Below are 18,765 nucleotides of genomic sequence, written 5' to 3'. Positions count from 1 at the left end.
GAAGGGCGGCAATGCCGTTTTTACTTGATAGGAGGTAGAAACGATATGCTGAGCGATACCATAGCTGCCATTGCAACGGCTGTCGGCGAGGGCGGCATTGCAGTTGTGCGGGTCAGCGGTCCAGAAGCGGTCACGGAAGTGGAGGCTTTGTTCCGTAGTAAAACGCCCTTAAGTAAGGCTCCAACGCACACGGTACACTATGGACATATTATAGATCCTCAAAGCCAAGAGAAGGTGGAGGAAGTTTTAGTTACAGTGATGCGGGCACCACGCTCTTTTACAACAGAAGATGTGGTAGAGATCAGCACTCATGGCGGGGTGGTAGCCGTTAAACGGGTGATGGATTTGTTACTACTGCAAAATATACGTCTGGCTGAGCCAGGTGAATTTACGAAACGTGCTTTTTTGAATGGTCGTATTGACCTGAGTCAAGCGGAGGGCGTTATTGACTTAATTCGTTCCAAATCGGATAAAGCCTTTTCGATGGCTCTGAAGCAGGTGGATGGGCAGCTGTCCCAGAATATTCGTCGTTTGCGTCATGTTTTGGTCGAGACACTTGCTCATATTGAAGTAAACATTGATTACCCTGAGCATGATGTAGAATCCTTTACGTCTGAGTTAATCAAGGATAAAAGCAGCCAGGTTATAGCGGAAATTGATCGGCTGCTGCATACAGCGGAGCAAGGGAAAATTTTGCGTGAAGGGCTGACTACAGCGATTGTCGGAAGGCCGAATGTAGGTAAATCGTCGCTGCTTAACACGTTGGCTCAGGGCGAACGGGCGATTGTGACCGATATTCCGGGTACCACCCGTGACGTTATCGAGGAGTATGTGACGATTAATAATATTCCGCTCAAGCTGTTGGATACAGCTGGAATTCGCGAAACGATGGACGTCGTGGAACGGATTGGGGTAGAGCGTTCGAGAACGGCAGTTAGTGAAGCGGATCTGTTGCTCATCGTTATGAATGCCAACGAACCACTGCACGAGGATGAAATGGCATTAATGGAACAAATCCGCGGTAGACAAGCGATTGTTATTATGAATAAAATGGACTTACCGGCCCAAATAGACCGGGATTTGTTGCTGCGCTATGTTCCTGAAGAGCTTATTGTGCCGATGTCTGTGAAGGAAAATGAGGGAGCAGATCGGCTGGAGCAGGCTATATCGAATTTATTCTTTAGCGGCAAGCTAGAATCAGCGGATATGACGTATGTCAGCAATGTACGGCATATTGCTTTGCTGAAGAAAGCGCGCCAATCGCTGGTAGATGCCTATGAGGCCGCTGATCAATTTGTTCCAATTGACATGATCCAGATTGATGTAAGGCTGGCATGGGAGCATTTGGGTGAGATTGTAGGCGATACTGCGCATGATGCGTTAATAGATCAAATATTCTCACAATTCTGTCTGGGCAAGTAGAACATTCAAGCATGGCTGTTTTAAGCCTGCTATCGTTATAGATACACAAGAGCATATTCAGGGTGAAGACTCGAATGTATAAGGAGGCAAGAGAGGTATGGGATATCAAGGAGGCGACTATGATGTGATCATCGTCGGTGCAGGCCATGCGGGCGTAGAATCCGCCTTGGCAGCGGCACGGATGGGCTGTCGTACATTGATGATCACAATTAACTTGGATATGGTCGCATTCATGCCCTGCAACCCGTCTATTGGTGGTCCCGCAAAGGGTCATGTAGTACGGGAAATTGATGCATTGGGTGGCGAAATGGGTCGGAATATCGACAAGACATTTATCCAAATGAGAATGTTAAATACTGGTAAGGGTCCTGCCGTGCATGCCTTGCGCGCACAAGCAGACAAGTTCTCTTATCAGCATGCGATGAAGGAAACGATGGAGAAAGAACCGAATCTGACCTTACGTCAAGGCATGGTTGAAGAACTGATTATAGAAGACGGCCAATGCGTAGGTGTGATTACGAAGACGGGCACAGAGTATCGTAGTAAAGCAGTTGTCCTGACGACGGGCACCTATCTGCGCGGAAAAATCATTATGGGTGAGCTGATGTATGAGAGTGGTCCGAACAATCAGCAGCCTTCGCTGAGACTTTCTGAACATTTGAGAGAGCTTGGGTTTGATCTCGTTCGCTTTAAAACAGGGACGCCACCACGTGTGCATAAGGATACGATTGATTTTAGCAAAACAGAAATACAGCCAGGCGATGATCAGCCGAAGTTCTTCTCCTATGAAACGAAGTCCTCGGATAATGAGCAGTTGCCTTGCTGGCTGACGTATACTTCAGTGGAAACACATCAGATTATTAATGATAATTTGCATCGTGCACCGATGTTCTCTGGTCTGATCGAAGGAACGGGACCACGTTATTGCCCCTCTATTGAAGATAAAGTGGTGCGTTTCAGTGATAAGCCGAAGCACCAAATCTTTTTGGAGCCTGAGGGTAAAAACACATCTGAATACTATGTTCAAGGCTTGTCAACAAGCTTGCCAGAGGATGTGCAATTAGCAGTACTGCGTACCATTCCAGGGATGGAAAAGGTAGAAATGATGCGTAACGGTTACGCTATTGAATATGATGCGATGGTACCTACTCAGTTGTGGCCTACTTTGGAAACGAAAAAAGTACCTGGCTTGTTCACAGCAGGTCAGATTAACGGGACATCTGGTTATGAAGAAGCTGCGGGTCAAGGAATTATGGCTGGGATTAATGCAGCTCGCAAGGTGCAGGGAAAAGAGCCCGTCGTACTGGATCGTTCTCAAGGCTACATTGGGGTTCTGATTGACGATCTGGTGACGAAGGGGACAAATGAGCCCTATCGCTTGCTGACATCCCGTGCAGAATACCGTCTGTTGTTGCGGCATGATAACGCGGATCTGCGATTGACTCCGATCGGGCATGATATTGGCCTGATTACAGATGAACGATACGAGCGCTTTTTGGATAAAAAACAAAAGGTAGAGCAAGAAATTGAGCGTTTACGCTTAGCTAAAGTTCGCCCGGTTGATGTAAATGAGATGCTGGAGCAAGGCGGATCTGCACCGATACAGGACGGCAGTAATTTGTTAACAGTGCTGCGTCGACCTGAGATCAGCTATGCACAAGTGGCACAAATTTCGCCTTCACCTGTAGCTCTTACTGAGGAAGAGCAAGAACAGGTGGAAATCCAAATTAAGTATGCGGGCTACATTGAAAAGCAATTAATGCATGTAGAACGCCTGCAAAAGATGGAGAAGAAGAGGCTCCCAGAGGATATCGCATACAATGAAGTTCAAGGCTTGGCCATTGAAGCCAAGCAGAAACTTGAGAAGATCCGTCCGATGTCCATTGGTCAGGCATCCCGTATCTCCGGTGTAACTCCTGCGGATATTTCCATTTTGCTGGTTTATCTGGAGCACTATAACCGTGTAACGGCAGCGAGGGGATCTTAATGGACGCGATACAACAGCAGTTTAAGCAGCGGCTGGCAGAGCATAGCATTGTGATTAATGACAGTCAGTTAGAGCAGTTTGAAACGTATTACCGTGTGCTGGTTGAATGGAATGAAAAAATGAACCTGACGGGCATTACTGAGCGAGATGCAGTGTACACCAAGCATTTTTACGATTCTGTTTCACTTGCCTTTTATGTTCCGTTAAATGATGTGGGGAGCCTGGCTGACATTGGGTCAGGTGCTGGTTTTCCTGGGATTCCCTTGAAAATATGCTTTCCACATATTCAATTGACCATTGTAGACTCATTGAACAAACGCATACAATTTTTAGCTCATGTTGTAGAGCAGTTGGGACTGGAAAATGTCGAACTGATTCACAGCAGGGCAGAGGAATTGGGGCGCAAAGCAGGATATCGTGATAGCTATGATCTGGTCACAGCTCGAGCCGTTGCCCGTCTCGCGGTACTAAATGAATTTTGTCTTCCTTTTGTCCGTGAAGGGGGCCACTTTGCAGCGATGAAGGGTAGCGACCCTACGGAAGAAATCAGGGAAGCCTCCTACAGTTTGAAGGAGCTAAAGGGAAAAATCAAGCATGTTCAGGCCTTTCAGCTACCTGTTGAGGATGCAGCCAGACATATGATTATTATCGAAAAAAGAGCAGCTACACCACGGAAATACCCGCGTAAGCCAGGTACTCCTTTGAAAACACCTTTAGTGTAAATGTTTGAAAAAAAGTGAATGTTTCACGTGAAACATTCACTTTTTTTATGGTTTATAAACTCCTTGCTTAAGATGACTCCTTGCCGAATGCCCTCTACATAATTTATTCTTTTATCCTTCTGAAAAGCTGTTAGAGACGATAGGATTATGACTGGAAAAGTGATAGAATAGAGATAATCGTTTTAGTGTAAGTTGGCTGCTTCCCGTACCCATGATTTCAGATATACATATAGGGAAATGGGACAACAAATGTCAGGGGAGTACGTGGAGTGTACCCGCTTACGGCGCTGTTTCATATAGAAGGGTCTACAATCCCCGTAAGGAACTGTTTTTCACGAAGCGCTGTTTGTATGGTGCTATTATGAAATTAGGTGGTATTATACGGAATGAAAGAACAATTTTCCAAGCTATTTGGTTTGACGGAGCGCTCCAATGGGGACGAAATAAAACAAATTCCAGTTCGGGATATTGTCAGCAGTCCTTATCAGCCCCGCACCATATTTGACGACGAAAAGATTGATGAGCTATGCCAGACTATTAAGACGCATGGTGTAATTCAACCGATTGTCGTTCGTTTCCGTAATGGACAATATGAAATTATAGCAGGGGAACGTCGTTGGAGAGCTGTCACCAAGCTGGGTATGGAGACGATTCCAGCCATTGTTCGTGAGTTTAATGATTCACAAGCTGCATCCATCGCGTTGATTGAGAATCTTCAGCGGGAGGGCCTAACTGCGATTGAAGAGGCTGTAGCTTATCAAAAGCTGATTGACCTGCATCAACTCACCCAGGAAAGCCTCGCTCAGCGACTTGGCAAAAGCCAATCCACTATTGCTAATAAGATACGGCTGCTTCATTTGCCGGAGAGAGTGAAAGAGGCTCTAATGGAGCGGAAGGTGTCCGAGCGTCACGCTCGTGCATTATTGTCGTTAGAGACCGAAGAGCTACAGTACAAGGTTTTAGATGAAGTGATTGCTAAGGAACTCAATGTGAAGCAAACAGAGGCACGAGTTGCCTTCTATAAACAAGTATCCACGATTAAGAAATCTAAGCGGATTTCCTTTACCAAGGATGTCCGGCTTGCGCTGAATACGATTCGTCAATCCATTGATATGGTGTCTGGCTCAGGGTTGGATATCAAAACAAAGGAATCTGATCATGAGGATCACTATGAGATTGTCATTCAAATTCCCAAACGTAAGTAAGGGATGAAGCGTACAGCGGCAGCAATTGCCGCTTTTTCTGTCTAACGCCAACATAAAACCGCAGCATACTCGTATTCTATTTTGAAATTGCCGTTATCCGTAAGTTAAGGACTAAGTAACGTCTTCATAGAGCTTTTGCAATCATGGAACGTAGCAGGATTCCGATTAAATTATGAGGTGAATGAAGTGTCAAAAATAATAGCCGTAGCCAATCAAAAGGGCGGAGTAGGCAAAACGACTACTTCCGTGAATTTGGGCGCCGGACTTGCTTCCCTCGGCAAAAGGGTATTGCTCGTGGATATCGACCCGCAAGGTAATACAACTAGCGGTGTGGGTATCAATAAGGCGGATGTGGCAAATTGTATTTATGATGTACTCATTAACGAAGTTGACCCTAGCGAGGCGATTATCAGTACACAGGTTGAGGGATTGGATATTATCCCGGCAACCATCCAATTAGCAGGTGCTGAAATCGAGCTGGTACCAACTATTTCTCGCGAATTGAGATTAAAAAGATCACTTCAACTCGTCAAGCATAATTACGATTATATATTAATAGATTGCCCTCCATCACTGGGGATTTTGACGCTCAATTCCTTGACGGCTTCCGATTCAGTCATTATTCCAATCCAATGTGAATATTACGCGCTGGAAGGATTAAGCCAATTGTTGAATACCGTGCGATTAGTGCAAAAACATCTAAACACCTCATTGCAAATTGAGGGCGTGTTGCTAACCATGTTTGACGCCCGCACGAACTTGGGTATTCAGGTGATTGAAGAAGTGAAAAAATATTTTCAAAGCAAAGTTTATCAGACGATTATTCCACGCAACGTGAGACTCAGCGAAGCACCATCACATGGCCAGTCCATTATTACGTATGATCCCCGTTCTCGTGGGGCAGAGGTATATATTGAGTTGGCAAAGGAAGTGGTATCTTATGAGTAAACGGTTGGGAAAGGGACTGGACGCACTTATTCCCTCCCTTACAGTCAGTGACGAGGATAAGGTTGTTGACATTCCGCTCAGTCAGTTGCGGGCGAACCCATACCAGCCTCGGAAAACGTTTGATGAGGAGTCCATTAAGGAATTAGCGGAATCCATTCGTCAGCACGGTGTTATCCAACCCATTATTGCGCGTAGTGTCTTGAGAGGTTATGAGATTATAGCCGGGGAAAGACGGTTTCGGGCCTCTCAATTTTGCGGGAATCCAACCATACCTGTGGTTGTTCGCAATTTTACAGATCAGCAGGTAATGGAGATTGCCCTGATTGAGAATTTGCAGCGTGAAAACTTAAATGCAATGGAAGTGGCGGTGGCTTATCAGGGGTTAATGGATCAGTTTTCTTTAACTCAGGAAGAGTTGTCCATGAAAGTGGGAAAATCACGTTCACACATTGCCAATTTTCTCCGTTTGCTCGCATTGCCTGAGGAGGTTAAAGATCATGTTTCACGTGGAACATTGTCTATGGGGCATGCTAGAGCAATTGTCGGGCTCAAAGATCCAGACATGGTAAAACAGCTGGCCATGCAATGTATTGAGCAACAGTGGAGCGTTCGTGAACTTGAGGAAGCCGTACAACAGTTGGATCATAAGCCTGGAGAAACAAAAGCTAAAGCCAAGGTGCGAAAAAAGGACCCCTATATTGACCATATGGAAGAGTCCCTGCGCGAGCGTTTTAAAACAACTGTAAAGATCAAGCACAATAAAGATAAAGGAAAAATCGAATTGAATTATTACAGCCAGCAGGATTTGGAAAGATTACTGGAGCTATTACAGTAGTCTGTAAAAATATGGACATGTCTCCTTGAGTGAAATGGAAAGTGAGATATGTCTTTGCTTTGTCTGGAATTGCAGGAATTAGAATGGTTTTGATGGATAAACTAATAGCCTTGTGTTATTTGTCTCGCTGTTCTCAAACGTTTAAAATAAAAGGTAAGCAAAGCAGTAACATGATTTTTGAGGTAGAGGGGTAGAAACAAACATATGGCTGAATTGAATGGACTAATCATGGAGCAGCTTGCTGGTATTGTTGCAGGGATCGTGCTTATTTTGCTTATCCTGTTGATTGTTGTTATTGTACAGGGATCAAAGCTGAAGAAGATGCGGCGAAAGTATGAAACCATGATGGCAGGCAGCGGGGTAGAGAATTTGGAGACGCTGCTGATTGATTTAAAGGTACAGATGGACACGATTGAAGATGAGCAGGAAGCCCACCGTGCAAGTATGAAATCACTACGCAGCAAACTGACTGGCTTGAAGGGACATATAGGCATCAAACGCTATAATGCCTTTGGTGAGAGAGGGAGCGATCTAAGCTTCTCTCTGGCTATTGTAGACGATAATCAGGACGGAATAGTATTGACCGGTATTTATAACCGGGATGGCTCATATGTGTATGCCAAGCCTCTGGAAGCGGGGCAATCTTCTTATTCCTTATCACCTGAAGAGAAAGAAGCTATTACTCTTGCGCAGCAAGTAGGACAGACCGGTAATGCCACTCCTTAATTGCGGAGTATAAGCTACTAGCTATGATATCTGATAATTTCATGACCAAATTTAGTCTCGTATTTTGCAACACAAAGTATTCCATGAAGCCGCCGACGTTAACGATACCAGTTAAATGGATATCGCCGACCGGCGGTAATTCTTTATTTACACCTGCTCCAGGCTTGAGAGGACCCTCTGCAACCTGAATGCATCCAACACTGGAGGTTTGTCCAAGACATGCGTCTATCCCAATGATATAAGGCTGTTCGTATCGGTCATGTATGCCGTTCAGCGTCGTTTGAAGGTTCATAGCATGTACAGGCTCATCTAATGTTCCATACAAGTTAAACAGGGGGCTTTTATAGCGTGACAAATGGGTACCAACGAGCGGACCAAGGCAATCTCCAGTAGAACGATCGGTGCCGATGCAAATGATGACGATATTTTGCAGACTCCGTGCCTGATGCAGATGGAACAGCAAACGATGGATGATGGCTGATTGGATCCCGGGATCGGTGTGTGATATTTTTAAGCTTAGGGGTTCTTGCCCCGGAATGAAGTCAGAATGAGTCATGGAATCTCCCTTTCGTCCTGTAATGGAGCGTGCAGGTTGTGCTCGCCTACTTTTAAGATTTCACTTGGCCTGCGGGTAACAATTATTCTCAAGATAGTAGCTAGTATATGGATAAACTTGCGTTTTTATACTCGGGAAAAGTAGATTATTCATAGTCGTATGTTTGAAGTCGGGAGATATGCTTATATAGATAGGAAATAGAATGTGGGAAATAGAAAGAGTGGTTCCCTGGTTTGAGGAGGAGTACAGCATGACCTTTATACATTGGTTGGCCGGTAATTTAGACACGGATGACGTAGTGCAAGGTGCGATTCATTGGAAGGATGCTGTATGGAAATGGCTTACAGATAGTGCGATGTGGTCGACCTTTTTGTTTGTGGTTTTGAAAATCGTAATTATTTTCATCATTACACGTATCTTTATTCGAGTTATTAATAAAATTATAGATAAGTCGATGGAGCAAAAGGGAGATAACGGCAGATTCCGATTGAATACCAGACGGTTAACGACTGTGGGCGAACTGCTGAAAAATGTAACAAATATTGTGTTCAATTTCATCTTGATTATGCTGGTGCTATCGCAAATGGGTATAAATCTAGGCCCTCTGATTGCTGGAGCTGGAGTGCTTGGGTTGGCTGTAGGTTTTGGGGCACAGAGCTTGGTTAAGGATGTAATTACTGGATTCTTTATTATATTTGAGGATCAATTTGCCGTAGGAGACGTCATTCAGACGGGAACTTTCAAGGGGACGGTAGAAATGATTGGGCTGCGTACAACCAGGCTGGTGAGCTGGAAAGGTGAGGTGTATATTTTACCGAACGGCTCCATTACGACGGTAACGAACTTCTCCATGTCCAACGCGTTGGCGGTGGTAGATGTGCCGATGAAGGCGGAGCGTAGTCTGGAGGAAGCCGTCAGCTTGGTAAAACAGGCGATCCAAGGCATCGAAGGGTCCAATGCGCAGATACTTAATATGCCGGATGTGTTAGGCGTTCAGTCCATGACTACATCAGAGTATATCGTACGGGTTGTGGCGGAATGTATGCCGAATACAGGGGCCTTGGTAGAGCGTGATATTCAGAATAATATCAAGAGGGCTCTAGAGGACGAGGAACATCGTCAGGCCGCACTGGAGACGGCGATCACCCTTGAAAAAGAAGATGAGTCAGGAAGAAAAGGGGGAGAGAAGGGTGGAGCGTAAGTCGTTTGAACTAGGGGATATTGTGCAGATGAAGAAGCCTCATCCATGTGGAACGAACGAGATGGAAATTATCCGGATGGGGATGGATATTCGAATCAAATGTGTCGGATGCCAGCATAGTGTGCTGATTCCGCGTGCCAAGTTCGAAAAGAATATGAAGAAAGTGTTGCGCTCAAAGTCCAGCGCTGGCGAGCAGAATTCGGAAACCATTTGAGCAGAGAAAGTGGATCATGGTGAACAAGAAATCAGCTTGCGTCATGGTAGCAATGATGATATAATTATCCTTGCTGCGGAAAGGTACCCAAGAGGTCCAAGGGGGCTGACTCGAAATCAGTTAGGCGTCGCAAGGCGTGCGTGGGTTCGAATCCCACTCTTTCCGCCACTAACTTCATGAACTTGATCAATCTCTTACGTCTGCTGACGTAGGGGATTTTTTGGTTTATGGAAATAAACCATTATTAGGTTATAAAAATGAATGTAGCGATATCGAAGAAATGATTAAGAACCTCTTGGTGAATGAATAAGGTGTTAAAGTAAAAGAAAAGCTCCTAACAGCGTTTGAAATAATTGCCGTCAGGAGCATTCTTTTGTTATAGCTGGTTAGGCGGGTAATGATAGCGTTTTGTTCTCTTTGAGCCAGAGATCATCAGAAGGATGGCAGCGATCAAATGGAGTGCCCAGCCAACAAAAGGAATCCAGGCTAGCAAGGAAGTGAGTACTCCCCAGACAGAACCGTAGATCGCTTCCTGATTGCGTAACGACAGGATAAGTGTTACTGCATGCAGGACAAGCATAAACCCCAGTGCTGAGTAGCCAGTCCCCATGACAATAGCTCCTCCCACAATCGGTACAGCCAGCACCAATTCGAATATACCTGATATCCACTTTAATATACGAGAATAGCTCATCTTTAAACCTCCGTAGATAGTAGGTCTTTGTACTTGGATATATTCTAGCAGAAGGAGCTGAATTAATCTGCATTTTACCAGCATATGCAAAAAGTCCGATAATGCAACAAAGGAGGACCACAAAGGTCCTCCATCGTAGGCGATACATTTTTAACAGGATACGATCTGTCCAATCACATCATGAAACTCGGTGTACTGACTAGCAATACCGTGTTGAAAAGACAGTGTCCTTTTACACAAACCTAACGCTTCTAATGCCCGGAATGGATCTCCTAACAGTTTGTAAGGCTACGTTGTCCAACGGAACCACACCTCTCTGTTGTATCGCCTAATCATAATATGGCCAGGATTCCGAAGAAATATACATTAGTGGACACGAGCTTTCGTTTTTTTCTTCCACTTGCGATTATGGTTGGTGGTCTTCGGAAAAGAATCGCCTCTTTCCAACGTTATTTGCTGCGGGTTTTGGATTTCAGTATGAAAGCTTTTTTCTCCAACCTCCATATATACGCCGTCATTTGGGACCTTATCCCCGGGTACGAACTCAGTCTTTTCACCCATACGGTTGTGCCTCCTTAGATAATGAATTTGGACTGCAACGGTTATTGTGCGCTGTCTTAAACAGAAACATGCGAAATCAGGGCACACAAATAGTAGTTAATCAAAAATGATTTCCTTTATATATGCAAAATTTGTGAAGTGATATAAAAATGTATAAAGCTAATAATAGGTTGTGTGTGAACAGCTTTTAGCCTTGTACTCGAAATTGCAGGTTGCATTCAGGTGCTCGATTTGGTAAACTGTTTTAGTGCGAGTTTAGGCTCGTTCCTTGCTCTCAACTGAGATTGAGGGCCTTATGTCCATAAGGAGGTGTAAAGAATGCGCAAATATGAAGTGATGTACATTATTCGTCCTGACATTGAACAAGAAGCTGTTCAAGCGACAGTCGACAAATTCCAAGGTATCATCTCTAACGGCGGTGGCGAAATTACGAGTCACGATGTAACTAAACGCCGTCTTGCGTATGAGATCAAGAAATTCCGTGATGGTTCTTTCGTTCTGGTAAACTTCACAGCAGAACCTGCTGTTGTTACTGAGCTTGAGCGTATCATGAAAATTTCTGACGAAGTAATTCGTTATCTCATTACGAACGACGTAGCTTAATTATTGTACGTGATTATGTAATGAACAACGCTCAAAGGAGGGGATTGGATTGTTGAACCGTGTCATTCTGATCGGTCGTTTGACCAAAGATCCAGAGCTGCGCTATACACCGTCTGGTGTAGCAGTAACCCAGTTCACCCTGGCTGTAGACCGTCCGTTTACAAGTCAAGGCGGCGAACGGGAAGCGGATTTCTTGCCGATCGTAACCTGGCGTCAGCTTGCTGAAACATGCGCTAACTATCTTCGTAAAGGTCGTTTGACGGCTGTTGAAGGCCGTGTACAAGTGCGTAATTATGAGAACAATGAAGGAAAACGTGTATACGTGACTGAAATTGTAGCTGATAATGTACGTTTCTTGGAATCTAACCGCGATAGCGGCAACGGTGGCGGCAATAGCGGTGGAGGTATGCGTGAGGAGTCTCCTTTCGGAGGCGGTAACAGCAATAGTGGGCGCGGGAATAATAACTCGCGAAACAATCAGGATCCTTTTTCCGATGACGGAAAACCGATCGATATTTCGGATGATGATCTACCATTTTAATTGGGAAAGGACTGACAAAGAATGGGCTTCAGACAAAGAGAAGGCGGAGACGATAACAAAAGACCAGCTCGTCGTGGTGGTCGCAACAAACGTCGTAAAGTATGTTTCTTCACTGTGAACAAAATTACTCACATTGACTATAAAGATACAGACCTGCTTAAAAAATTCATCAGCGAACGTGGAAAAATTCTTCCTCGTCGTGTGACTGGAACAAGCGCGAAATATCAACGTATGTTGACAATCGCTGTTAAACGTTCCCGTCAAATCGCATTGCTTCCTTACACTACTGAATAGTAGTGGGTGGAAAGAAAAGATGTTCCCAATTCTGGGGGCATCTTTTTTTATGATTTTTTTTATTGACAACAAGTGCCATCTATTGTAACTTACTAATAATACAATCCATGTTTACCCATTAAGTATGATTTACCTTTTAGTGGCTTAGGAAATTACAAGCTCCCCAACTCGCCAGAGTACACATTTCGATCATTCGGAATGTTATTTTATATTACATAACACTCATTTTTTTGTCATTTTCCACAAGTAAATTTCATAAACTTTACAAAAATAGATGTTTTGCAATTGCATATTACATAAAAAAAGATATTGACGTGATATTATTTTACACTTAAGATAAACCTTAATAAAAATGTAATGGTTGTCGGTGCACAAAATTGACCAAGGGTCTAAAACATGTGTTCTACGCTATCATTAGGAACAGTAAGGAGGATGTGCAAACTTCATTTTCAAACCTCAAGCTTTAACGAATCACCGCAGGAATGAGACAGGCTGTTAAATAAAGACCGACTAAGGGGGATTAACAGGATGGTGCAAACGAAGAAATGGGTTTCTTTGCTTATGGTGCTTACGATCGTTGGTGTTCTGTTTGCAGGATGTAGTGGAGGTGCTAATGAGGCACAGCCGCAGCAAGGTAATGCGGATAAGAAAACAGAGGGAAATGAAGGCAGCGCACCAGTTACAGAGGGTGTAATTAAAGCGACGGATTTGTCACAAAATCCTCCGGGAGCAACAAATCGGAAAGATAACATTGTAGTAGGTATGACATCACCTAAAGGGGTATTTAACCCGCTATTCTGGCAAACAACTTACGATTTATATGTAGTTAGAACGGTATTTGATTCCTTCTTACAGGTGAAGGCAGATGGTACATATGAAAATAGTTTGGCTGAGAAGGTTGATGTATCGCCGGATGGTCTAAAATACACCTTCCATCTGAAACCAGGTGTGAAGTATAGTGACGGCACTCCAGTAACCGTAAAGGATTATGCTTTTGTTCTCAAAGTGCTGCATGATCCGAATTATGATGGAGAAAGCGATATATTATCTTTTAAGATTAAAGGCGGTAAGGAATACCACGATGGCAAGGCGAATGATATCTCGGGTATCAAGGTCATCGATGATAATACAGTAGAGGTAACCGTTACAGAAGCAACAGCTTATACGAAGGATTATCTGGGTGAGCAATACTTCATGCCAGAAGCTTATTACGGAAAAGGGTTCAAGAAGGGTAACCTGGACAGCATCAAGGCGCTTAATAATAAACCAATCGGCTCCGGGCAGTATGTGCTGAAGAGCTTTTCCCCGGGTCAGCAAGTCGTACTTGAAGCGAATCCAAACTACTTCAAGGGCGCACCAAAGGTAAAATCGGTTATTTTCAAAACGACAACAGAAGAAACAAACCTGTCTATGCTGCAAACAGGCGAAACGGACATGGACAACATCACAGTTACGGAAGACAATGTAGAGGAATTAAAGGCTCTAGGCTTCTTGGACGTGAATATTATGCCGACCAATGGCTATGGATATATTGCATTTAATCACAAGGAAAAGAAATTCCAGGACCCTAAAGTACGTCAGGCTTTAACTATTGGTTTAAACCGTAAAGAGATTGTACAGGGCGTGTATGGCCCATATGCGAATGTCATTAACATTCCACAATCTACAGAATCTTGGTCTTATACGGATGAAGGCATCAACAAATATGAATTTGATACAGCGAAGGCGAAGGCTTTGCTGGATGAGGCAGGCTGGAAGGTTGGTGCTGACGGGATTCGCGAAAAGGACGGCGAAAAGCTGACCATTAACTTCTCCGCAACTGCTGATAATCCAGTAGTAGAGGCCTTGCTACCAATCATGTCCAATAACTATAAAGAGCTAGGCATCAAGCTGACTTCTGAAACTCTAGATTTTAACGCCATTATGGATAAAAAGGATACAGGCAAGTTTGATATGTTCTTTGCGGCCTGGGGCTTAACTCCAGACCCGGACACAACGACTTTTATTACGAATGGTGCACAAAACGATATCGGCTACTCTAATAAAAAGGTCGATGAATTAACGCTTGCTGGTAAGCATGAACTGGATCAAGAGAAACGCAAACAGATTTACAAACAGCTCTATCAAGAGTTGAACAAAGATCTGCCAACTATCTTTATGTACCAACGCAGAGATATGTGGCCAGTGAATGGACGTGTATCCGGCCTAGAAATTACGCCATACAAAGATTTTGAGTTCACTCTGCATAACGCTCAAATCGCTCAATAAGGGATGCCAACCGTATGCTCAGCTCTCACGAGCTGGGCATATCACTTTATTCGTCTGGAGGAATGAATATGAAGCAGTACATTATTCGAAGACTGCTGCAACTCATCCCCACACTTATTGGCATATCCATTATCGTTTTTGCGATTTCAGCCATGGTGCCGGGTGATTACATTACAGCCAAGCAGAACCCGAATATGACCGCCGAGAAGGCGCAGCAGCTACGACATATCTACGGGCTGGATAAGCCGGAATACCAACGTTATTTTATATGGGCCGGTAATATGTTAAAGGGAAATATGGGGGATTCATTACAGCATAAGCAGCCGGTAACGAAGGTCATTGGCAATTATGTATGGAACTCTTTTATTATCGCTTTTTTTAGTCTTATTTTTAGCTGGCTCATTGCAGTTGTTGCAGGGGTATTTTCAGCTAAGTTTCAATATTCCTTATTCGATAAGTTCGTGACGTTATTCATTTTCTTATGTATGTCGCTGCCTTCATTTTTTATTGGTCTATTGGTCATCAAAATATTTGCCCTTGAATTGGGAATTCTCCCGGTTGGGGGTATGACTACAGCAGGGATGGAAGCAGGTTCGTGGGCGTATATGGTGGATGTCCTCAAGCATATGTTCCTGCCGACACTCGTACTTACGATGCTGAGTACAGGAAGCCTGACTCGTTATTTCCGTACAGGCATGTTGGAGGTCATCCGTCAGGATTATATCCGTACCGCACGCGCCAAGGGCTTGAAGGAACGGACGGTTATTTTCAAACATGCACTGCGCAATGCCCTGATTCCAGCAATCACACTGCTCGGGTTCGAGCTTCCAGCCTTATTTGGTGGGGCAATGATCCTGGAAAAGGTATTTGTATGGCCGGGTGTGGGGCAGGTCTACCTGGAGTCGATTAGTATGCGGGACTATCCGTTTATGCTGGGCTTCACCATTTTCCTGGCTGTTCTCACGCTCATCGGCAATCTACTTTCTGATGTATTGTATGGCATGGCAGATCCAAGAATTCGCTTGAAGTAGGAGGGATACTATTGTCCGCAGAAACAGTCACGATTGAAACCAATCAAAAGGCGGCGATCCGTCCTGAAGCGTCTCCATGGAGAATCGCCGTTCGCCGTTTTAATCAAAACCGCTTGGCTTTGGCAGGTCTCGTTATATTAATTCTGATGGTTATCATTTGTGTATTTGGTCCCATGATTTCACCTTATCATTTAGATGATTACAAGCTATCTGACAAAAACTTATCCCCTAATGCGAAGTACTGGCTCGGTACGGATAAGTTTGGTAGAGATATTTTACTGCGTACGATGCTGGCTGGCCGTATTTCTTTGACAGTGGGGCTGGTCGCCACGTTTATTTCGGTCATGATCGGGGCAACGTTGGGTGCGCTGGCAGGGTTTTATCGTAAAGGCGTGGATACGGTTATTATGCGGATTGCCGATATTTTTATGGCGTTGCCTACATTGCCGCTGCTTATTATTTTAGGTGCTGTTCTATCGGATTTGAAGGTTGATCCGTCGAACCGTATTTATTTTCTGATGCTTATTATTGGGGTCCTGAGCTGGACGAGCTTGTCCCGTCTGGTCAGAGGGCAGATTCTTACGCTGCGTGAACAGGAGTTCATGCAGGCGACGGAAGCGCTGGGGTTGAGAGACCGCCGCAAAATATTCCGACATCTGCTACCGAACACGATTCCTACTATTATTGTTACGGCTACGCTTGGAGTGGCTGGTGCGATTATTACAGAATCTGCGCTCAGTTACTTGGGGATTGGCGTCGTGCCGCCCACACCTTCGTGGGGGAACATGATATCGGCTGCGAATAATCTGATTGACTTCCGCAAACGGCCCTGGATATGGGTACCACCGGGAATGTGTATTCTAATTACCGTTGTAGCGATTAATCTGATTGGTGACGGCTTGCGTGACGCGCTGGACCCTAAAATGAAGAAGTAGGAGACGAACGTTTATGGAAAATGCTTTGATTGAATTTCGTAACCTGAAAACCCACTTTCATACCTCTAACGGAACTGTCAAAGCGGTCAATGACGTCAGTTTTAAAATTCGTGAGGGTGAAACGCTCTGTGTGGTAGGAGAATCTGGCTGTGGTAAGAGTGTAACTGCGATGACAATGATGCGGTTGATTGATTCTCCCCACACCTCAGACGGACAAATCTGGTTTGAGGGCAAGGATCTCCTAAAACTCAATAAAGGGCAAATGCAGCAAATTCGCGGCAATGACATTTCGATTATTTTTCAGGAACCGATGTCTTCTCTGAATCCGGTGCTTACGATCGGGGAACAGATTACGGAGCCGTTGCTGATGCATACATTAATGAGTAAAAGGGAAGCACGCGCCCGGGCAATTGAACTAATTAATTTGGTGGGCATTTCGCGATCGGAGGAAATATTCAATTCCTATCCTCATGAGTTGAGTGGCGGTATGCGCCAGCGGATTATGATTGCTATTGCCTTAAGCTGTAATCCGAAGCTGTTGATTGCGGATGAACCGACAACGGCACTGGATGTAACGATCCAGGCACAGATTCTCGATTTAATGCGGGATTTGAAGGATAAGCTTAAAACGTCCATTATGCTGATAACACATGACTTGGGTGTCGTGGCAGAAATGGCCGATTATGTGGTCGTTATGTATGCCGGGAACGTTATTGAAGAGGCTCCTGTCATTGAGCTGTTCAAAAATCCGCAGCATCCGTATACTCAAGGACTATTAAAGGCAAAGCCTGTCATTAATCAGAAAATGGATCGGCTATATTCCATCCCAGGACAGGTGCCAAACCCCATTGAGCTGGGCGAAAATTGCCATTTTCATGATCGATGCGCACATTGTATGCAAATATGCAAGGATCAGGCCCCTCCCTTGAATGAAAAGGAGAATGGCCATAAGGTTGCCTGTTGGCTATATGAGAAAGAAGGAGGGCAACGAATATGAGCGAGCCTTTAATTCAAGTGGAAGGGCTGAAAAAGTATTTCCCAATCACAGGCGGGGTTTTTCAGCGTACGGTCGGACATGTCAAGGCGGTCGATGATGTATCCTTTCATATTCATAAGGGTGAATCGTTTGGTCTGGTAGGAGAATCGGGCTGCGGTAAAAGTACGATTGGACGTACGATTCTCAGATTGATGGATAAGACAGAGGGATCAGTACGGTACAAGGGCGAAGATTTGCACGCATTAAACAAGGAGCAGATTCGTGCGCTTCGTCCAAAGCTGCAAATCGTCTTCCAGGACCCTTTTAGTTCACTGAACCCGAGAATTAAGGTGGGTGAGGCGATCGGAGAGGCTTTGCTGGATCACGGGTTGATTGATCGTAATGAGCTACGGCAGAAGGTCAACGAAACGCTGAACATTTGTGGGCTGTCCTCATATCACTATGATCGTTATCCGCATGAGTTCTCTGGCGGTCAGCGGCAGCGGATCGGGATTGCAAGGGCCTTGATTTTGAATCCTGATTTTATTGTGGCTGACGAGCCGGTATCTGCTCTGGATGTGTCGATTCAAGCCCAGATCATTAACTTGTTAAGCGATTTGCAGCAGGAACGCCAACTGACGTACCTGTTCATCTCGCATGATCTGAGTGTAGTCGAGCACCTGTGTAGCCGGATTGGTGTGATGTATCTGGGCTCGATGGTAGAGTTGGCTTCCAAGGAGGAGCTGTTCAGCAATCCGCTACACCCATACACCAAGGCTCTGCTATCAGCAGTACCGATTCCAGATCCGACGATCAAAAGGCAGCGGATTGTGTTAAAAGGGGACATCCCGTCTCCGGCTAATCCGCCGTCAGGATGCAAGTTTCATACACGCTGTCCTATGGCGGAAGCGCGCTGTAGAACAGAGGCTCCAGTATACCGAGATGCGGGCGACCAGCATTTTGTAGCCTGTCACTTTGCCTGATACGACATACTGAAGAAGCAAAATATCCGTCATCCTGTAACAAGGATTGGCGGATATTTTGTC

The 18,765-nt window shown here is 44.8% G+C and carries 20 protein-coding genes and 1 tRNA gene; 18 read left to right on the top strand and 3 right to left on the bottom strand.

Features of this window, described 5'->3' with window-relative positions:
• Positions 1-45: 45 nt before the first annotated feature.
• From mnmE to MMB75_RS24320, 7 genes are all read left to right on the top strand, one after another.
• A complete protein-coding gene (mnmE, locus tag MMB75_RS24350; RefSeq protein ID WP_019689096.1) occupies positions 46-1,422 on the top strand; it encodes a tRNA uridine-5-carboxymethylaminomethyl(34) synthesis GTPase MnmE in 1,377 nt (458 codons plus the stop codon).
• Positions 1,423-1,519: 97 nt separating this feature from the next.
• A complete protein-coding gene (gene mnmG, locus MMB75_RS24345) occupies positions 1,520-3,409 on the top strand; it encodes a tRNA uridine-5-carboxymethylaminomethyl(34) synthesis enzyme MnmG (RefSeq protein ID WP_045244809.1) in 1,890 nt (629 codons plus the stop codon).
• Complete coding sequence (gene rsmG, locus MMB75_RS24340) at positions 3,409-4,131, top strand: 16S rRNA (guanine(527)-N(7))-methyltransferase RsmG (protein WP_044786764.1); 723 nt, start codon at positions 3,409-3,411, stop codon at positions 4,129-4,131. Before mnmG ends, rsmG begins: the two co-directional genes overlap by 1 nt.
• A gap of 386 nt (positions 4,132-4,517) precedes the next feature.
• Positions 4,518-5,336, top strand: a complete 819-nt coding sequence (noc, locus tag MMB75_RS24335; RefSeq protein WP_013373916.1) for a nucleoid occlusion protein — start codon at positions 4,518-4,520, stop codon at positions 5,334-5,336.
• Between the two features lie 186 nt (positions 5,337-5,522).
• Positions 5,523-6,284 carry a ParA family protein gene (locus tag MMB75_RS24330; RefSeq protein ID WP_013373915.1) on the top strand — a complete coding sequence of 254 codons (762 nt, stop codon included), beginning with the start codon at positions 5,523-5,525 and terminating at the stop codon, positions 6,282-6,284.
• The gene (locus MMB75_RS24325; RefSeq protein ID WP_016822448.1) at positions 6,277-7,119 is read left to right on the top strand and encodes a ParB/RepB/Spo0J family partition protein; all 843 of its coding nucleotides are present in this window, start codon (positions 6,277-6,279) and stop codon (positions 7,117-7,119) included. The genes MMB75_RS24330 and MMB75_RS24325 overlap by 8 nt, the downstream gene beginning before the upstream one ends.
• Before the next feature lie 204 nt (positions 7,120-7,323).
• Positions 7,324-7,845: a DUF4446 family protein gene (locus MMB75_RS24320; protein ID WP_016822449.1), complete on the top strand. Its 522-nt coding sequence runs from the start codon at positions 7,324-7,326 to the stop codon at positions 7,843-7,845.
• On the opposite strand, the gene yyaC is transcribed toward MMB75_RS24320, so the two are convergent.
• On the bottom strand, positions 7,799-8,401 hold the full coding sequence (yyaC, locus tag MMB75_RS24315) for a spore protease YyaC (protein WP_019689093.1): 603 nt from the start codon (positions 8,399-8,401) through the stop codon (positions 7,799-7,801). The genes MMB75_RS24320 and yyaC overlap by 47 nt on opposite strands.
• Before the next feature lie 250 nt (positions 8,402-8,651).
• Here yyaC and MMB75_RS24310 point away from each other — a divergent pair, with 250 nt between their 5' ends.
• The 3 genes from MMB75_RS24310 to MMB75_RS24300 all read left to right on the top strand — a co-directional run bounded on the left by MMB75_RS24310 (position 8,652) and on the right by MMB75_RS24300 (position 9,984).
• Positions 8,652-9,602, top strand: coding sequence for a mechanosensitive ion channel family protein (locus MMB75_RS24310; RefSeq protein WP_016822451.1), 951 nt, complete (start codon positions 8,652-8,654; stop codon positions 9,600-9,602).
• Entirely contained in the window at positions 9,592-9,816 is a 225-nt protein-coding gene (locus MMB75_RS24305) for a DUF951 domain-containing protein (protein WP_016822452.1), read from the top strand. Before MMB75_RS24310 ends, MMB75_RS24305 begins: the two co-directional genes overlap by 11 nt.
• 77 nt (positions 9,817-9,893) lie before the next feature.
• Positions 9,894-9,984: transfer RNA gene (locus MMB75_RS24300), tRNA-Ser, on the top strand.
• 208 nt (positions 9,985-10,192) lie between these two features.
• On the opposite strand, the gene MMB75_RS24295 is transcribed toward MMB75_RS24300, so the two are convergent.
• Together MMB75_RS24295 and MMB75_RS24290 are read right to left on the bottom strand one after the other, a co-directional pair.
• Complete coding sequence (locus tag MMB75_RS24295; protein WP_016822453.1) at positions 10,193-10,510, bottom strand: hypothetical protein; 318 nt, start codon at positions 10,508-10,510, stop codon at positions 10,193-10,195.
• Positions 10,511-10,876: 366 nt separating this feature from the next.
• Positions 10,877-11,071: a YjzC family protein gene (locus MMB75_RS24290; protein ID WP_013373906.1), complete on the bottom strand. Its 195-nt coding sequence runs from the start codon at positions 11,069-11,071 to the stop codon at positions 10,877-10,879.
• A gap of 318 nt (positions 11,072-11,389) precedes the next feature.
• Here MMB75_RS24290 and rpsF point away from each other — a divergent pair, with 318 nt between their 5' ends.
• From rpsF to MMB75_RS24250, 8 genes are all read left to right on the top strand, one after another.
• Positions 11,390-11,674, top strand: coding sequence for a 30S ribosomal protein S6 (rpsF, locus tag MMB75_RS24285; protein WP_025366259.1), 285 nt, complete (start codon positions 11,390-11,392; stop codon positions 11,672-11,674).
• Positions 11,675-11,723: 49 nt separating this feature from the next.
• Entirely contained in the window at positions 11,724-12,215 is a 492-nt protein-coding gene (gene ssb / locus MMB75_RS24280; RefSeq protein ID WP_010346813.1) for a single-stranded DNA-binding protein, read from the top strand.
• Positions 12,216-12,236: 21 nt separating this feature from the next.
• Complete coding sequence (gene rpsR, locus MMB75_RS24275; protein WP_013312800.1) at positions 12,237-12,509, top strand: 30S ribosomal protein S18; 273 nt, start codon at positions 12,237-12,239, stop codon at positions 12,507-12,509.
• Between the two features lie 528 nt (positions 12,510-13,037).
• Positions 13,038-14,777, top strand: coding sequence for an ABC transporter substrate-binding protein (locus MMB75_RS24270; protein ID WP_019689090.1), 1,740 nt, complete (start codon positions 13,038-13,040; stop codon positions 14,775-14,777).
• A 68-nt stretch (positions 14,778-14,845) separates the two neighbouring features.
• Positions 14,846-15,808 (top strand): ABC transporter permease, encoded by a 963-nt coding sequence (locus tag MMB75_RS24265; RefSeq protein WP_045244808.1) that lies wholly within the window; start codon positions 14,846-14,848, stop codon positions 15,806-15,808.
• An 11-nt stretch (positions 15,809-15,819) separates the two neighbouring features.
• Positions 15,820-16,743, top strand: a complete 924-nt coding sequence (gene opp4C / locus MMB75_RS24260) for an oligopeptide ABC transporter permease (protein ID WP_016822456.1) — start codon at positions 15,820-15,822, stop codon at positions 16,741-16,743.
• A gap of 13 nt (positions 16,744-16,756) precedes the next feature.
• Positions 16,757-17,740 (top strand): ABC transporter ATP-binding protein, encoded by a 984-nt coding sequence (locus MMB75_RS24255; protein WP_016822457.1) that lies wholly within the window; start codon positions 16,757-16,759, stop codon positions 17,738-17,740.
• Positions 17,737-18,702: an ABC transporter ATP-binding protein gene (locus MMB75_RS24250; RefSeq protein WP_016822458.1), complete on the top strand. Its 966-nt coding sequence runs from the start codon at positions 17,737-17,739 to the stop codon at positions 18,700-18,702. The genes MMB75_RS24255 and MMB75_RS24250 overlap by 4 nt, the downstream gene beginning before the upstream one ends.
• The last annotated feature ends 63 nt before the right edge of the window (positions 18,703-18,765 follow it).

Origin of the sequence: Paenibacillus sp. P2(2022) (assembly GCF_029522175.1) — a bacterium.
Lineage (GTDB): Bacteria > Bacillota > Bacilli > Paenibacillales > Paenibacillaceae > Paenibacillus > Paenibacillus polymyxa.
This window is presented reverse-complemented; position numbering and strand designations above follow the sequence as displayed.

What these genes read in the sequence shown, in the direction of transcription:
- mnmE (WP_019689096.1), top strand. Translation starts at nt 46, where the DNA reads ATGCTGAGCGATACCATAGCTGCCATTGCAACGGCTGTCGGCGAGGGC.
- mnmG (WP_045244809.1), top strand. Translation starts at nt 1,520, where the DNA reads ATGGGATATCAAGGAGGCGACTATGATGTGATCATCGTCGGTGCAGGC.
- rsmG (WP_044786764.1), top strand. Translation starts at nt 3,409, where the DNA reads ATGGACGCGATACAACAGCAGTTTAAGCAGCGGCTGGCAGAGCATAGC.
- noc (WP_013373916.1), top strand. Translation starts at nt 4,518, where the DNA reads ATGAAAGAACAATTTTCCAAGCTATTTGGTTTGACGGAGCGCTCCAAT.
- MMB75_RS24325 (WP_016822448.1), top strand. Translation starts at nt 6,277, where the DNA reads ATGAGTAAACGGTTGGGAAAGGGACTGGACGCACTTATTCCCTCCCTT.
- MMB75_RS24320 (WP_016822449.1), top strand. Translation starts at nt 7,324, where the DNA reads ATGGCTGAATTGAATGGACTAATCATGGAGCAGCTTGCTGGTATTGTT.
- yyaC (WP_019689093.1), bottom strand. Translation starts at nt 8,401, where the DNA reads ATGACTCATTCTGACTTCATTCCGGGGCAAGAACCCCTAAGCTTAAAA.
- MMB75_RS24310 (WP_016822451.1), top strand. Translation starts at nt 8,652, where the DNA reads ATGACCTTTATACATTGGTTGGCCGGTAATTTAGACACGGATGACGTA.
- MMB75_RS24295 (WP_016822453.1), bottom strand. Translation starts at nt 10,510, where the DNA reads ATGAGCTATTCTCGTATATTAAAGTGGATATCAGGTATATTCGAATTG.
- MMB75_RS24290 (WP_013373906.1), bottom strand. Translation starts at nt 11,071, where the DNA reads ATGGGTGAAAAGACTGAGTTCGTACCCGGGGATAAGGTCCCAAATGAC.
- rpsF (WP_025366259.1), top strand. Translation starts at nt 11,390, where the DNA reads ATGCGCAAATATGAAGTGATGTACATTATTCGTCCTGACATTGAACAA.
- rpsR (WP_013312800.1), top strand. Translation starts at nt 12,237, where the DNA reads ATGGGCTTCAGACAAAGAGAAGGCGGAGACGATAACAAAAGACCAGCT.
- MMB75_RS24270 (WP_019689090.1), top strand. Translation starts at nt 13,038, where the DNA reads ATGGTGCAAACGAAGAAATGGGTTTCTTTGCTTATGGTGCTTACGATC.
- MMB75_RS24265 (WP_045244808.1), top strand. Translation starts at nt 14,846, where the DNA reads ATGAAGCAGTACATTATTCGAAGACTGCTGCAACTCATCCCCACACTT.
- MMB75_RS24255 (WP_016822457.1), top strand. Translation starts at nt 16,757, where the DNA reads ATGGAAAATGCTTTGATTGAATTTCGTAACCTGAAAACCCACTTTCAT.
- MMB75_RS24250 (WP_016822458.1), top strand. Translation starts at nt 17,737, where the DNA reads ATGAGCGAGCCTTTAATTCAAGTGGAAGGGCTGAAAAAGTATTTCCCA.